Genomic DNA, 14,132 nt, shown 5'->3' with positions numbered 1-14,132 from the left:
AAGATTTTAATTTCAGCGTCCGTTTGTAACTGTGCTGGAACAACATGGAAATTAATTGCTTAGTTCAATCTAACGGTTTTCAAACAATATGAAAGGCACTATCTGCGGGATTGCAGATGTTTGTGTAACGTCAGTTTTGTATTTGTTGCAGGCGGGGAGTTGTGCCGGTTTAGTAATGGAAGTTTTACCGGGCAGGGGAAAGAGTAAGTAGGCAACTAACGCCGCTCTTGTCGGAGTTTTCCGAAAGAGCGGCGCGAAACAAACAGTGCTTGCATGTCGATGTTTAGTAGGCGTAGCGCAACAGTGTATGAGGCAAATGACGCAGCACGAAGAAACCGAACAGCGCGATCATCGATGGCAGGATCAGCCACCAGATCTTGAATGGCATCGGGTTGAGGGACGTCTGCCGTTGGCTCAACCACAACATCCCGGCGCAGACGCAACTGGCGAGCATCGCGCCGGCGAGGATATCGGTCGGCCAGTGCGCGCCGAGATAGACCCGCGACAAAGCGATAGAGAGTGCCGGGATGCAGGCTATCAACAGCCAGGTCAGGCGCATGCGCGGCGGCTGCCCACGACCGGCGAGCACGCCCAGGGTCAGGAACAAGGCAAACGCGCCGGAGGCATGGCCGCTTGGCATGCTGTACGTGGTCAATGGGTCGCTGAGCACTTCCGGGCGCACTCGGGCGAAAAAGTATTTGGTTCCGGTGTTGGCCATGGCGGTGATCAGCATGGTGGCGCCGGCGAACACTGCCTGGCGCCACTGCTTGCACAGCAACAACAGCACGACGAGCAGGGCACTGAACAAAAGCATGTTGCGGAATTCGCCGATCAGGGTCAGCGTCACGGCGATTTCGTCCAGCGCTGGCTGGCGATGCTCCTGCACCAGAGTCATCACACCGTTGTCGAGCGCGGTGAGGTAGGGATAGCCGATGAACAGCCCGATCAGGATCAACAGGCTCATGCTGCCGATCCAGATCGTCGCGCGACGATGGCGACGCACACTGCTGTTGACGCTCAGGCCGACCATTACCGCGATGCTGGCGGCGACGATCCCGGCCTCCAGCCAGAACCCTTCAGGCAATGGCAAGCGGAACGCTGCGCCCGTGGCCCAGCCCGGCAACAGATAAGCCAGACTCCAGCCAGCAGCTGCCAGCAGACTGACGGCGAAGAAACGCGGGAAGGGCATGTCGCACATCCCGGCGACCATCGGCAGCATCGGTCGCAGTGGGCCGATGAAACGCCCGACCAGCAGACTGGCGATGCCATAGCGCTGGAAGTACGACTCGGCGCCGGCCATCCATTCCGGATGATGGCGTAGCCCGGGGAGGCGGCGGATGTTCTGGTGGAAATGGCGGCCGAGGAAATACGAAATCAGATCACCGAGGATGCCGCCGAGAAAGCCCAGCAGCAGCGTTTCGCTCAATGACAGCGCGCCGCTGCCGGCGAGCACTGCCACGGCAAACAACAGCACCGTGCCCGGCACGATCAGCCCGGCAATCGCCAGGCACTCTACGCATGCCACGATGAATACCGCTGCAGCCAGCCACTGCGGATTGGCGCCGAGCCATCCGGTGATGCTATCGAGCCATGGGCCCATACAGAAAAACTCCATTCATTCTTTAAGTAATTGTTACGCGTTGCACGGCTGGCCCGTGGGAGCGAGCCTGCTCGCGAATACGCTGTGTCAGACGAGAGAAGCGTTGGCTGGCACGACCCCTTCGCGAGCAGGCTCGCTCCCACAGGGGGACATCATTTATTTGCGGATTTGCCGTCAGCTCCGGGAAGCAGGAGATAATCCCGGCCTTCGACCTGACCCCGTCGCAGCGGGTTCCGCGTGCACCATTGCGCATGCGCGGCGTCAACGAAGCGGTACATCAGGTGTTCATCGCGACCCAGCGGAATCCCCAATCGGGTAGTTTGAATAATCTGCGAGGGCGCCGGTCCCGCGTCCTCGACCAGCAACAACTCATGATCGAAACGCTTGGCGTCCCACATCGGTACTTTCAAACCGAGTGCCTTGCACAGCAGCGTCTGCCCGGCGCACAACTTCTGCGTCGGACGCGGCCGGCCCTGGGCATCGGGATTGTTCACCAGCATCTGCGCCAGACTCGCCGGGCCGCTGACTTCATCGACCCACGGATAGGCAGATTTGATCAGCACCGCGTTGCCCGGACCTTGCGCACTGAAGTTCAGCGAATCACCGCCACGGGCGTAGTACATATAGATGTGGCCGCCATCCAGAAACAAAGCCTTACGTTTTTCTGTATAGCCGAGCGAGGCGTGGCTGCCTTTTTCCGCGAAGTAATAGGCTTCGGTCTCGATAATTCGCGCGCTCAACCATAGGTCGCCGACGCGATGACGGATGACTTTGCCGAGCAGCGCCTGCGCCAGCACCTGTGCGTCGCGGTCGAAAAAACTGTCCGGCAGGCCCACGGGCAGGCGTGCGGACTCGGGGCAAAGGGGCACGTTGGTCATGATGGGCAAGGTTTATCCAGGCTCAAGAGGTCGTGATGATAACAACGCTGAGCTTAATTACGTCTGAACGAGGGGCAAACGCAGCTCATTTCGACCATCCGCCTGTCACCGCTGTTAGTCCCGGGACGCGACAGCTATAATCTGCCGCTTTCCTCTTTGCCAAGACCCCAGCAGACCATGACTGAGTCCGTTCTTGACTATATGACCCGATTGGGTCGCGCCGCCCGCGCTGCCTCCCGGGTCATCGGTCGCGCCAGCACCGCGCAGAAAAACCGCGCCTTGCAGGCTGCCGCCAATGCTCTGGATGCTGCGCGCGCCGAGCTTGCCGCAGCCAATGAGCTGGATCTGGCTGCCGGTCGCGCCAGCGGTCTGGAACCGGCGCTGCTGGAACGTCTCGAACTGACCCCGGCGCGCATCGACGGAATGATCGTCGGCTTGCGTCAGGTCGCTGCCTTGGCGGATCCGGTTGGTGCGATCCGCGACATGAGCTTCCGTCCGTCGGGCATTCAGGTCGGCAAGATGCGTGTACCGCTGGGCGTGATCGGGATCATTTACGAGTCCCGTCCGAACGTGACCATCGATGCCGCCAGCCTGTGCCTGAAGTCGGGTAACGCGACCATTCTGCGTGGTGGCTCCGAGGCGATTCACTCCAATCGCGCGATTGCCGCGTGCATTCAGCGCGGTCTGGCCGAGGCCGAACTGCCCGCCGCCGTGGTGCAAGTGGTCGAAACCACTGACCGCGCCGCCGTCGGCGCGATGATCAGCATGCCTGAGTACGTCGACGTCATCGTTCCCCGTGGCGGTCGTGGCCTGATCGAACGCATCAGCCGCGATGCCCGCGTGCCGGTGATCAAGCACCTGGACGGCATCTGCCACGTCTACGTCAGCGAGCACGCCGATCTGGCAAAAGCCCAGCGCATCGCCTTCAACGCCAAGACTTACCGTTATGGCATCTGCGGCGCGATGGAAACGCTGCTCGTCGACCAGGCTGTTGCCAGGGATTTCCTGCCTTCGATGGCCGCGCAGTTCCGCGAAAAAGGCGTCGAGCTGCGTGGTTGCGAACGCACCCAGGCAATCATCGAAACCGTGGCGGCCACCGAGGACGACTGGAGCACCGAGTATCTGGCGCCGATCCTGTCGATTCGCGTGGTCGACGGTCTGGAGCAGGCGATCGAACACATTAACCATTACGGCTCCCATCACACCGACTCGATCGTCAGCGAAAACCTCGCCGACACCCGCCGGTTCGTGGCGGAAGTCGACTCGGCCTCGGTGATGATCAACACGCCGACCTGCTTTGCCGATGGATTTGAATACGGATTGGGTGCCGAGATCGGCATTTCTACTGATAAGCTGCACGCCCGCGGCCCGGTAGGGCTTGAGGGGTTGACCTGCGAGAAGTACATAGTGGTCGGCGATGGCCAGTTGCGCGGCCAGGCGACGGTCTGACTTGACCGACCTCGACCTGACAGCGCCGCATACCGGCAGCGAGTCGCGCCCGCAGCGCATTGGCGTGCTGGGCGGTACGTTCGACCCGGTGCATATCGGCCATTTGCGTGGCGCGCTGGAAGTCGTCGAAGCGCTGGCGCTGGACGAGTTGCGCCTGATGCCGAACGCGCGCCCGCCACATCGCGGTACGCCGCAGGTGTCGGCGCAGGATCGGCTGGCGATGGTCGAGTGCGCGGTGGCCGGATTGCCGCCGCTGGTGGTGGACGCCCGCGAATTGCAGCGGGACAAACCGTCCTGGACCATCGATACCCTGGAGTCGCTGCGCGCAGAGATGCCCGCCGAGACCCAGGTTTTTCTGCTTTTGGGCTGGGACGCATTTTGCGGCCTGCCCACTTGGCACCGCTGGGAAGAGTTGCTCCAGCATTGCCACATCCTGGTGCTACAGCGCCCGGACGCCGACAGCGAACCGCCGGATGCCTTGCGCAACCTGCTGGCAGCGCGTTCGGTGAGCGACCCGCTGGCCCTGAAAGGGCCGAGCGGACAGATTGCATTCGTCTGGCAGACACCGCTCGCGGTTTCCGCCACCCAGATCCGTCAACTGCTGGCCAGCGGTAAGTCGGTACGTTTCCTGGTGCCCGACGCGGTCCTGGCCTACATCGATGCGCACGGTCTGTATCGTGCGTCGAACTGAACAAGGCGTGCTTCACTGATACGAATCACCGTATCCCAAGCCGCCGAATACATGAGCAAAACGAGTTTCATATGACTGATAAAGATCTACCGAAAGTAAAGCGCAAAGGCACGTTCAAGAGCGCACCACTGCCGGAAGCCGTCAACACCAACGAGCCGCTCAAGGGCGACGAACTGGTCAAGATTGCCGTCGCTGCGCTGGAAGACGTCAAGGCCCAGGACATCCAGATCATCGATGTGCGCGACAAGCAGAGCATCACTGACTACATGATCATCGCCACCGGTACCTCCAATCGCCAGATCAACGCGATGCTGGACAAGGTCCGCGAGGAAGTGAAAAAGCAGGGCGCCAAGCCGCTGGGCGAAGAAGGCAAGGGCGACAGCGACTGGGTACTGCTCGACCTCGATCTGGTGATCGTGCACATGATGACCGCCTCGGCGCGTCAGTTCTACGACCTGGAGCGTCTGTGGGCCGGTGCCGAGCAAAGCCGTGCGGCCGATGCCAAGCACCACAGTCCGGAGAACACCCACGAGCATTTCACCAAGCTCAACAAAGACCAGTTCTAAGGGATTGCTGTGCGACTGCGCCTGATCGCCGTCGGTTCACGCATGCCCAAATGGGTGGAAGAAGGCTGGCATGAATATGCCAAGCGTCTTCCATCCGAACTGGCGCTGGAACTGGTGGAAATTCCGCTCAACACCCGTGGCAAGAATGCCGACGTGGCCCGTTTCATCCGCCAGGAAGGCGAAGCCATGCTGGCCAAGGTCGGGCACAACGAGCGGATCGTCACGCTGGAGGTTCACGGCAAGCCGTGGAGCACCGAGCAACTGGCGGTTGAACTCGATCGCTGGCGCCTGGATTCGCGCACGGTCAACTTCATGGTGGGCGGCCCGGAAGGGCTGGCACCGGAAGTCTGTGCCCGCGCTGACCAGCGCTGGTCGTTGTCGCCGCTGACCTTGCCGCACCCGCTGGTGCGGATCCTGATCGGCGAACAGTTGTACCGTGCCTGGACCGTGTTGTCCGGTCACCCTTACCACAAGTAAGCCTGCCCTCATGTCTCAGCCGATCCGCATCAAGGACCACGAAAAGGACGCCCGTCTGGTGCGCAGCCGTGTCGTGTTCGGTGCGATCGTGATCGTGGCGCTGATCTGTGTGCTGATCGCGCGTTTGTATTACCTGCAGGTGATCCAGTACGAGTACCACTCGACCCTGTCGGAAAACAACCGCGTGCATGTGCAGCCGATTCCGCCGACGCGCGGGCTGATTTTCGACCGCAACGGCGTGGTCGTGGCCGACAACCGGCCGAGCTTCAGCCTGAGCATGACCCGCGAGCGCTCCGGCGACTGGCAACAGGTGCTCGACGTCATCGTCGAGGTGCTGGAACTGACGCCCGAGGACCGGGTGATCTTCGAGAAACGCATGCGTCAGGGCCGTCGGCCGTTCGAGCCGGTGCCGATCCTGTTCGAGCTGACCGAAGAGCAGATCGCCCGCATTGCCGTGAATCAGTTCCGCCTGCCCGGGGTGGAAGTGGTCGCGCAATTGGTCCGGCATTACCCGCAGGGCGCGCACTTTGCGCATTCGGTGGGTTACATGGGGCGGATCAACGAGAAAGAGCTGAAAAGCCTCGATCCAGTCAACTACAGCGGCACCCACCACATCGGCAAGACCGGCATCGAGCGTTTCTACGAGCCGGAATTGCACGGTCAGGTCGGTTACGAGGAAGTCGAGACCAACGCCCGTGGCCGCGTGTTGCGGGTGCTCAAGCGCACCGATCCGATTCCCGGCAAGGACATCGTCCTGAGCCTCGACATCAAGTTGCAGGAAGCCGCCGAGGCTGCGCTGGGCGGGCGACGTGGCGCGGTGGTGGCGCTCGATCCGAAAACCGGTGAAGTGCTGGCGATGGTCAGTCAGCCGAGTTTCGACCCGAACCTGTTCGTCACCGGCATCAGCTTCAAGGCCTACGCCGAGTTGCGTGATTCCATCGACCGGCCGCTGTTCAATCGCGTGCTCCGAGGTCTGTACCCGCCGGGCTCGACGATCAAACCGGCGGTGGCAATTGCCGGTCTCGACGCCGGCGTAGTCACGGCTTCGAGCCGGGTGTTCGACCCGGGCTATTACATGCTGCCCAACTACGACCACAAATACCGCAACTGGAACCGTACCGGTGACGGCTTCGTCGACCTCGACACGGCGATCATGCGGTCCAACGACACGTACTTCTATGACCTGGCGCACAAGCTCGGCATCGATCGGCTGTCGACCTATATGAACAAGTTCGGCATCGGCCAGAAGGTCTCGCTGGACATGTTCGAAGAATCCCCCGGCCTGATGCCGTCCCGCGAATGGAAGCGGGCGACGCGCAAACAGGCGTGGTTCCCCGGCGAAACCCTTATTCTCGGGATCGGCCAGGGCTACATGCAATCGACGCCGCTGCAATTGGCCCAGGCCACGGCGCTGGTCGCCAACAAGGGCATCTGGAATCGTCCGCACCTGGCCAAGTCCCTCGACGGGGTGAAGCCAGTGGATGAAAACCCGATGCCGAACATCGTCCTGCGCGACCCGTCCGACTGGAACAAGGTCAACCACGGCATGCAGCAGGTAATGCACGGCGCCCGTGGTACCGCGCGCAAAGCGGCGATCGGCGCGCAGTACCGCATCGCCGGCAAGTCCGGTACCGCGCAGGTGGTGGCAATCAAGCAGGGCGAGAAATACGACCGCTCCAAGGTCCAGGAACGCCACCGCGACCACGCCTTGTTCGTCGGCTTCGCCCCGGCCGATGATCCGAAAATCGTCGTGTCGGTAATGGTCGAGAACGGTGAGTCCGGTTCCGGCGTTGCCGCGCCAGTGGTGCGCCAGGTCATGGACGCCTGGCTGCTCGACCAGGATGGCCACCTGAAAGCCGAGTACGCCAGCCCTATCACTGCGGAGGCCCCGGCCCGTGATGAATAACTTCGATCGCATGCTCTCCAGCGAGGATGTGATGCGTCGCCGCGCGACGTTGCTGCAAAGACTGCATATCGATGGCCCGCTGTTGATCCTGTTGCTGATCCTCGCCGCCGGCAGCCTGTTCGTGCTGTATTCGGCCAGCGGCAAGAGCTGGGATCTGCTCGGCAAGCAGGCCACATCCTTCGGCATCGGTCTGGTGGCAATGATCGTCATCGCCCAGTTCGAGCCGCGTTTCATGGCGCGTTGGGTGCCGCTCGGTTACGTGATCGGCGTGGTCTTGCTGATCGTCGTCGACATCATGGGCCACAACGCCATGGGCGCCACGCGCTGGATCAACATCCCCGGGGTGATCCGTTTCCAGCCCTCGGAATTCATGAAGATTCTGATGCCGGCGACCATCGCCTGGTATCTGTCCAAACGCACCTTGCCGCCACAACTCAAGCACGTCGGCATCAGCCTGATGCTGATTGGCGTGCCGTTCATTCTGATCGTGCGCCAGCCGGATCTCGGTACTTCGCTGCTGATTCTCGCCGGTGGCGCCTTCGTCCTGTTCATGGGCGGCTTGCGCTGGCGCTGGATTCTCAGCGTGCTGGCGGCGGCGGTGCCGGTATCCGTGGCGATGTGGTTTTTCGTCATGCACGACTATCAGAAGCAACGGGTCCTGACTTTCCTTGACCCGGAAAGCGATCCGCTCGGTACCGGCTGGAACATCATTCAGTCGAAGGCGGCGATCGGTTCCGGTGGCGTATTCGGCAAAGGCTGGCTGCTCGGCACCCAGTCGCACCTGGATTTTCTCCCGGAAAGTCACACCGACTTCATCATCGCCGTGCTTGGCGAAGAGTTCGGTCTGGTGGGGATTTGCGCGCTGCTGCTGATCTATCTGCTGTTGATCGGTCGCGGGCTGGTAATCACTGCCCAGGCGCAAACGCTGTTCGGCAAATTGCTTGCCGGCGCGTTGACCATGACTTTTTTTGTTTACGTTTTCGTCAACATCGGTATGGTCAGTGGCCTGTTGCCGGTCGTGGGGGTGCCGTTGCCGTTCATTAGCTACGGAGGAACTTCGCTGGTGACGCTGCTGTCAGCGTTTGGGGTTTTGATGTCGATCCATACCCATCGCAAGTGGATCGCACAGGTTTGAATAAGGTGAAGAGTGCAATGCAAGTAATGCGTGGCTGGGCGACTCGATGCGCGCCGCTGGTTGGCCTGATGGGCCTGCTGGGGAGCGTGCAGGAAGCGCTGGCCGGCGACTATGAAGGCTCGCCGCAGGTGGCCGAATTCGTTGGCGAAATGACCCGCGACTACGGTTTCGCCGGGGAACAACTGATGGGTGTGTTCCGCGAGGCGCAACGCAAGCAGTCGATTCTCGACGCCATCTCCAAACCCGCCGAACGCGTCAAGCAGTGGAATGAATATCGCCCGATGTTCATCACTGATGCGCGCATCGCCCGTGGCGTCGACTTCTGGCGTCAGCACGAGGCGACCCTGGCCCGTGTCGAGCAGGAATACGGCGTGCCGGCACAAGTCATCGTGTCGATCATCGGCGTCGAGACCTTTTTCGGACGTAATACCGGCAATTTCCGCGTGATCGATGCTTTATCGACCCTCGGCTTCGACTATCCTCCCCGTGCCGAATTTTTCCGCAAGGAACTGCGTGAGTTCCTCCTGCTGGCCCGTGAAGAGCAGGTCGATCCACTGACCCTCAAAGGCTCGTACGCCGGGGCCATGGGCCTGCCGCAGTTCATGCCGAGCAGCTTTCGCGCCTACGCGGTGGACTTCGACGGTGACGGCCACATCAATATCTGGAACAACCCGGACGACGCCATTGGCAGCGTCGCCAGCTACTTCAAGCGTCACGGCTGGGTCGCCGGTGAGCCGGTGGTCAGCCGCGCCGATGTGCGCGGCGAGCAGGTCGATGAAGGCCTGACCACCGGTATCGAGCCAGTGAAAACGGTCGCAGAGTTGCGGGCGCTGGGCTGGTCGAGTCATGATGCGCTGCGCGATGATATGCCGGTTACCGCATTTCGCCTCGAAGGCGACAACGGCCCTGAATACTGGATGGGCCTGCAGAATTTCTACGCGATCACGCGTTATAACCGCAGCGTGATGTACGCCATGGCCGTACATCAACTGTCTGAACAGCTGGTACAAGCACGGGGCGTCAAGTAATGCAGGCATTGCCTAACAATAAACCCCTGAAGCTGGTGGCTTTCGCTGCGTTGGCAGTCCTGGTCGCCAGTTGCACGACCAGCCGCACGCCGACGCAGAAAACCCCGTCCACCGCTGTCCGCGCCCAACCGGGCCTGGACATCAACCGCGCGCACAAAGACGGCGCGCCGTGGTGGGACGTCGATGTTTCGCGCATCCCTGATGCGACACCGACCCTGCACACCGGCCCGTACAAGGCCAACCCGTATACCGTGCTGGGCAAGACCTATTTTCCGTTGCAGGAATCCAAGACCTACGTGGCTTCGGGCACAGCGTCCTGGTACGGCACCAAGTTCCATGGCCAGAACACCGCCAATGGCGAAGTGTATGACCTGTACGGCATGAGCGCCGCGCACAAGACCTTGCCGCTGCCAAGTTACGTCCGGGTGACCAACCTGGACAACAACAAGACCGTGATCCTGCGCGTCAACGATCGTGGGCCGTTCTACTCCGATCGCATCATCGACTTGTCTTATGCTGCGGCGAAGAAACTCGGCTATGCCGAAACCGGCACCGCGCGGGTCAAGGTCGAGGGCATCGATCCGCAGCAGTGGTGGGCGGCCAAGGGCCGTCCGGCGCCGCTGATGCTCAACGAGCCGCAAGTGGCGCAGAATAGCGCGCCAGTGATTACGGCTTCGGCCGGCACCGTCGAGCAATGGACGCCGCCGCCGCAGCAACACGCCGCGGCCGTGGTGCCCGTGCAGATCGATGCAAAAAAAACGCTTCTGCACCAGCGTCTGGCCAGTATCTGCAGGTGGGCGCGTTCGCCAACCCGGACGCTGCCGAACTGCTGAGGTCGAAGCTCAGCGGGATGGTGAGCGCGCCGGTGTTCATCAGTTCGATCGTGCGCAATCAGCAGACCCTGCACAGGGTACGCCTGGGGCCGATCGGCTCGCCGGGTGAAATCGCCCAGGTGCAGAACAGTGTGCGTCTGGCCAATCTGGGTTCGCCCAGCGTGGTCAGCGAGTAATACGTAGACCTTGATTGACGGTTCACTTGCGGTATTCGGGGGGGTGAACCAGGTTGTTGGCTCGTCGAAGAACAAAAGCCCGGCAAGGGTGACTGGAGTGAGCAACTGAACACGCGATGGCCCGTTAGAAGGCTGTCTGAATAAGTTTTGCCTTCGGGCAAGTTTCCATTAGCGATTTCGAGAGACGGATGAACATCACCACCTTTGCCAAACGCCTGTGTCTGCTAGTCCCGCTGCTCCTCTCGCCAGCCGCCTTCGCGGCCGAGATGATGCCGTCGCCACCACAACTGGCCGCCAAGGCCTACGTTCTGATGGATGCCAGCAGCGGCAACGTGCTGGTCGAAAACAACGGCGACCAGCGTCTGCCACCGGCCAGCCTGACCAAGCTGATGACCGCGTATATCGCGACCCTGGAAATCCGTCGCGGCCAGATCGGTGAAAACGATCCGGTGACCGTCAGCGAAAACGCCTGGCGCACCGGCGGCTCGCGGATGTTCATCAAGGTCGGTTCGCAAGTCACCGTCAGCGACCTGCTGCACGGCATCATCATCCAGTCCGGTAACGACGCCAGCGTCGCCCTGGCCGAGCACATCGCCGGCAGCGAAGACGCCTTCGCCGACTTGATGAACAAGACCGTCACCGAACTGGGCATGACCAATACCCACTTCATGAACCCGACCGGTCTGCCGAACCCTGAGCACTACTCGTCGGCGCATGACATGGCGATTCTGGCCCGTGCGATCATCCACGAAGACCCGGCTCACTATGCGATCTACTCGCAGAAAGAGTTCTTCTGGAACGGCATCAAGCAGCCTAACCGCAACCTGCTGCTGTGGCGCGACAAGACCGTTGACGGTCTGAAAACCGGCCACACCGACGAAGCCGGCTACTGCATGGTGTCTTCGGCTGTACGTGACGGCCAGCGTCTGATCGCCGTGGTGTTCGGCACCAACAGCGAAGTAGCCCGCGCCGCTGAAACCCAGAAGCTGCTGACCTACGGTTTCCGCTTTTTCGAAACCCAGACCTTCTATCAGAAGGGCACTGAGCTGGCGCAGGCGCCGGTATGGAAAGGCACCACCAGCCAGGTCAAGGCCGGCCTGGCACAAGACCTGACCATGACCCTGCCGAAAGGCCAGCTGAAGAAGCTCGCTGCCAGCATGACCATGAACCCGCAACTGGTTGCGCCTATCGCCAAGGGCGACGTGATCGGTAAAGTCGAAGTCAAACTGGAAGACAAGGTGGTGCACAGCGCCGACCTGATCGCTCTGGATGGCGTCGAGGAGGGTGGTATCTTCCGCCGCATGTGGGATAGCATCCGTCTATTCTTCTACGGCTTGTTCAACTGATTCAGTGTTGACCTGCATGGCCTCGCCCCGATCCGGTGCGGGGCCATGTGCGTTACCACGGCTTGCACTCTAGAGGCCGTTACGCCATGACCGATACCGAAGTACAGGCGCCAAAGATCGAATTTCCCCAAACTGATTACCCGATCAAGGTAATCAGCGATACGGGCGTCGGCCGCAAAGACCAGATCATCGAGATCGTCAAGAAACACGCGACCATCAATGACGAGCGCATCGACGAGCGTCAAAGCAGCACCGGCAAGTACACCACCATCCAGCTGCACATCGTCGCTACCGACCAGGATCAGCTGTACAACATCAACAGCGAACTGCGGGCGACCGGCTTCGTGCACATGGTGTTGTGATGCACGGCACGCTGGGCTTTCGCGAGCTGGGCCAGATGGCTTACGAGCCGGTCTGGCATGCCATGCAGCGCTTTACCAACGAACGCGGCAATGCTGCCGCCGACGAAATCTGGCTCGTCGAACACCCGCCGGTGTTCACCCAGGGCCAGGCTGGCAAGGCCGAACACCTGTTGCTGCCGGGAGATATTCCGGTGGTGCAGGTCGATCGTGGCGGCCAAGTGACTTATCATGGCCCAGGGCAACTGGTGGCTTATCTGTTACTGGATGTGCGCAAGCTGGGGTTCGGCGTGCGTGATCTGGTCAGCCGCATGGAAGCCTGCCTGATCGAACTGCTGGCCAGCTACGGCGTCACCGCCGCCGCCAAGCCAGATGCTCCCGGCGTATACGTCGATGGAGCAAAAATCGCTTCTCTGGGTTTGCGCATTCGCCACGGTTGTTCCTTTCATGGCCTGGCCCTGAACGTGGATATGAACCTGGAACCGTTTCGACGGATTAATCCCTGCGGCTACGCCGGGCTGGCCATGACCCAGCTGAGCGATCACGCAGGATCGATTGAATTTGCCGAGGTAAGTGCCCGGCTGCGCGCGCAGCTCGTCAAACACCTCGACTATGCTGAGCAGACGACCCTCACGGGCGGAATCGACTGATATGACTACTGATGCAGTGCAAACCATGATCCCGACGCTCGACGTGACCGAGCGCCCGGCCCCGCGTCCCAAGGTTGAAGCCGGCGTCAAGCTGCGCGGCGCCGAGAAGGTTGCACGCATCCCGGTCAAGATCATCCCGACCACCGAACTGCCAAAGAAACCCGACTGGATCCGCGTGCGCATCCCGGTTTCGCCGGAAGTCGACCGCATCAAGAGCCTGCTGCGCAAGCACAAGCTGCACAGCGTCTGCGAAGAAGCGTCCTGCCCGAACCTCGGCGAATGCTTCTCGGGCGGCACCGCGACCTTCATGATCATGGGCGACATCTGCACCCGTCGCTGCCCGTTCTGCGACGTTGGCCACGGTCGTCCGAAGCCACTGGACGTCAACGAGCCGGAAAGCCTGGCCATCGCCATCGCCGACCTCAAGCTCAAATACGTGGTGATTACCTCGGTTGACCGTGACGACCTGCGTGACGGCGGTGCCCAGCACTTCGCCGACTGTATCCGCGAAATCCGCAAACTGTCGCCGAACGTGCAGCTCGAGACCCTGGTCCCGGACTATCGCGGCCGCATGGACATCGCTCTGGAAATCACCGCCGCCGAGCCGCCGGATGTGTTCAACCACAACCTGGAAACCGTGCCACGCCTGTACAAGGCTGCGCGTCCGGGTTCGGATTACCAGTGGTCGCTGACCCTGTTGCAACGCTTCAAGCAGATGATGCCGCACATTCCGACCAAGTCCGGCCTGATGCTGGGTCTGGGCGAAACCGACGAGGAAGTCATCGAAGTCATGAAGCGCATGCGCGAACACGACATCGACATGCTGACCCTCGGTCAATACCTGCAACCGTCGCGCAGCCACCTGCCGGTGCAGCGTTTCGTCCATCCGGACACCTTCGCCTGGTTCGCCGAGGAAGGGTACAAGATGGGCTTCAAGAACGTCGCTTCGGGCCCGCTGGTACGTTCCTCGTACCATGCCGACGAGCAGGCGAAGCTGGTCAAGGCCGAGCTGCTGGGTTCCTGATTCAGCGCCGATGC

13 protein-coding genes and 1 pseudogene are annotated in these 14,132 nt (G+C 61.3%); 12 read left to right on the top strand and 2 right to left on the bottom strand.

The genetic code is table 11. The features are described 5' to 3' along the window. Nucleotides 1–283 precede the first annotated feature (283 nt). Both AB4N53_RS16215 and AB4N53_RS16210 read right to left on the bottom strand, forming a co-directional pair. Nucleotides 284–1,600, bottom strand: coding sequence for a bifunctional DedA family/phosphatase PAP2 family protein (locus tag AB4N53_RS16215; RefSeq protein ID WP_460121683.1), 1,317 nt, complete (start codon nt 1,598–1,600; stop codon nt 284–286). A gap of 152 nt (nt 1,601–1,752) precedes the next feature. Next, entirely contained in the window at nt 1,753–2,478 is a 726-nt protein-coding gene (locus tag AB4N53_RS16210; RefSeq protein ID WP_460121681.1) for a DNA-3-methyladenine glycosylase, read from the bottom strand. A 177-nt stretch (nt 2,479–2,655) separates the two neighbouring features. Between AB4N53_RS16210 and AB4N53_RS16205 the strand changes: the two genes are divergently transcribed. From AB4N53_RS16205 to lipA, 12 genes and pseudogenes are all read left to right on the top strand, one after another. Further along, a complete protein-coding gene (locus AB4N53_RS16205) occupies nt 2,656–3,927 on the top strand; it encodes a glutamate-5-semialdehyde dehydrogenase (RefSeq protein WP_460121679.1) in 1,272 nt (423 codons plus the stop codon). Continuing rightward, nucleotides 3,896–4,618: a nicotinate-nucleotide adenylyltransferase gene (gene nadD / locus AB4N53_RS16200; protein WP_024014451.1), complete on the top strand. Its 723-nt coding sequence runs from the start codon at nt 3,896–3,898 to the stop codon at nt 4,616–4,618. Before AB4N53_RS16205 ends, nadD begins: the two co-directional genes overlap by 32 nt. 71 nt (nt 4,619–4,689) lie before the next feature. Continuing rightward, the gene (gene rsfS / locus AB4N53_RS16195) at nt 4,690–5,184 is read left to right on the top strand and encodes a ribosome silencing factor (RefSeq protein WP_016773024.1); all 495 of its coding nucleotides are present in this window, start codon (nt 4,690–4,692) and stop codon (nt 5,182–5,184) included. Nucleotides 5,185–5,193: 9 nt separating this feature from the next. Then, nucleotides 5,194–5,661, top strand: coding sequence for a 23S rRNA (pseudouridine(1915)-N(3))-methyltransferase RlmH (gene rlmH / locus AB4N53_RS16190; protein ID WP_011063671.1), 468 nt, complete (start codon nt 5,194–5,196; stop codon nt 5,659–5,661). A gap of 10 nt (nt 5,662–5,671) precedes the next feature. Then, nucleotides 5,672–7,567 carry a penicillin-binding protein 2 gene (gene mrdA / locus AB4N53_RS16185; RefSeq protein ID WP_071173699.1) on the top strand — a complete coding sequence of 632 codons (1,896 nt, stop codon included), beginning with the start codon at nt 5,672–5,674 and terminating at the stop codon, nt 7,565–7,567. A 31-nt stretch (nt 7,568–7,598) separates the two neighbouring features. Continuing rightward, entirely contained in the window at nt 7,599–8,702 is a 1,104-nt protein-coding gene (rodA, locus tag AB4N53_RS16180) for a rod shape-determining protein RodA (protein ID WP_051600793.1), read from the top strand. Nucleotides 8,703–8,719: 17 nt separating this feature from the next. Next, nucleotides 8,720–9,730 carry a lytic murein transglycosylase B gene (gene mltB, locus AB4N53_RS16175; protein WP_460121677.1) on the top strand — a complete coding sequence of 337 codons (1,011 nt, stop codon included), beginning with the start codon at nt 8,720–8,722 and terminating at the stop codon, nt 9,728–9,730. Then, nucleotides 9,730–10,739: pseudogene (locus AB4N53_RS16170) on the top strand (septal ring lytic transglycosylase RlpA family protein). Before mltB ends, AB4N53_RS16170 begins: the two are co-directional and overlap by 1 nt. Nucleotides 10,740–10,927: 188 nt before the next feature. Next, nucleotides 10,928–12,085 (top strand): D-alanyl-D-alanine carboxypeptidase family protein, encoded by a 1,158-nt coding sequence (locus AB4N53_RS16165; RefSeq protein ID WP_016773028.1) that lies wholly within the window; start codon nt 10,928–10,930, stop codon nt 12,083–12,085. 86 nt (nt 12,086–12,171) lie between these two features. Next, nucleotides 12,172–12,447 carry a DUF493 domain-containing protein gene (locus AB4N53_RS16160; protein WP_016773029.1) on the top strand — a complete coding sequence of 92 codons (276 nt, stop codon included), beginning with the start codon at nt 12,172–12,174 and terminating at the stop codon, nt 12,445–12,447. After that, on the top strand, nt 12,447–13,094 hold the full coding sequence (lipB, locus tag AB4N53_RS16155; protein ID WP_024014445.1) for a lipoyl(octanoyl) transferase LipB: 648 nt from the start codon (nt 12,447–12,449) through the stop codon (nt 13,092–13,094). The genes AB4N53_RS16160 and lipB overlap by 1 nt, the downstream gene beginning before the upstream one ends. A gap of 25 nt (nt 13,095–13,119) precedes the next feature. Then, nucleotides 13,120–14,118, top strand: coding sequence for a lipoyl synthase (gene lipA, locus AB4N53_RS16150; RefSeq protein ID WP_160768663.1), 999 nt, complete (start codon nt 13,120–13,122; stop codon nt 14,116–14,118). The last annotated feature ends 14 nt before the right edge of the window (nt 14,119–14,132 follow it).

The organism is Pseudomonas sp. H3_E04 (assembly GCF_054668915.1).
The sequence above is the reverse complement of the archived record's forward strand: the minus strand, read 5'-3'. Positions and strand labels throughout refer to the sequence as shown.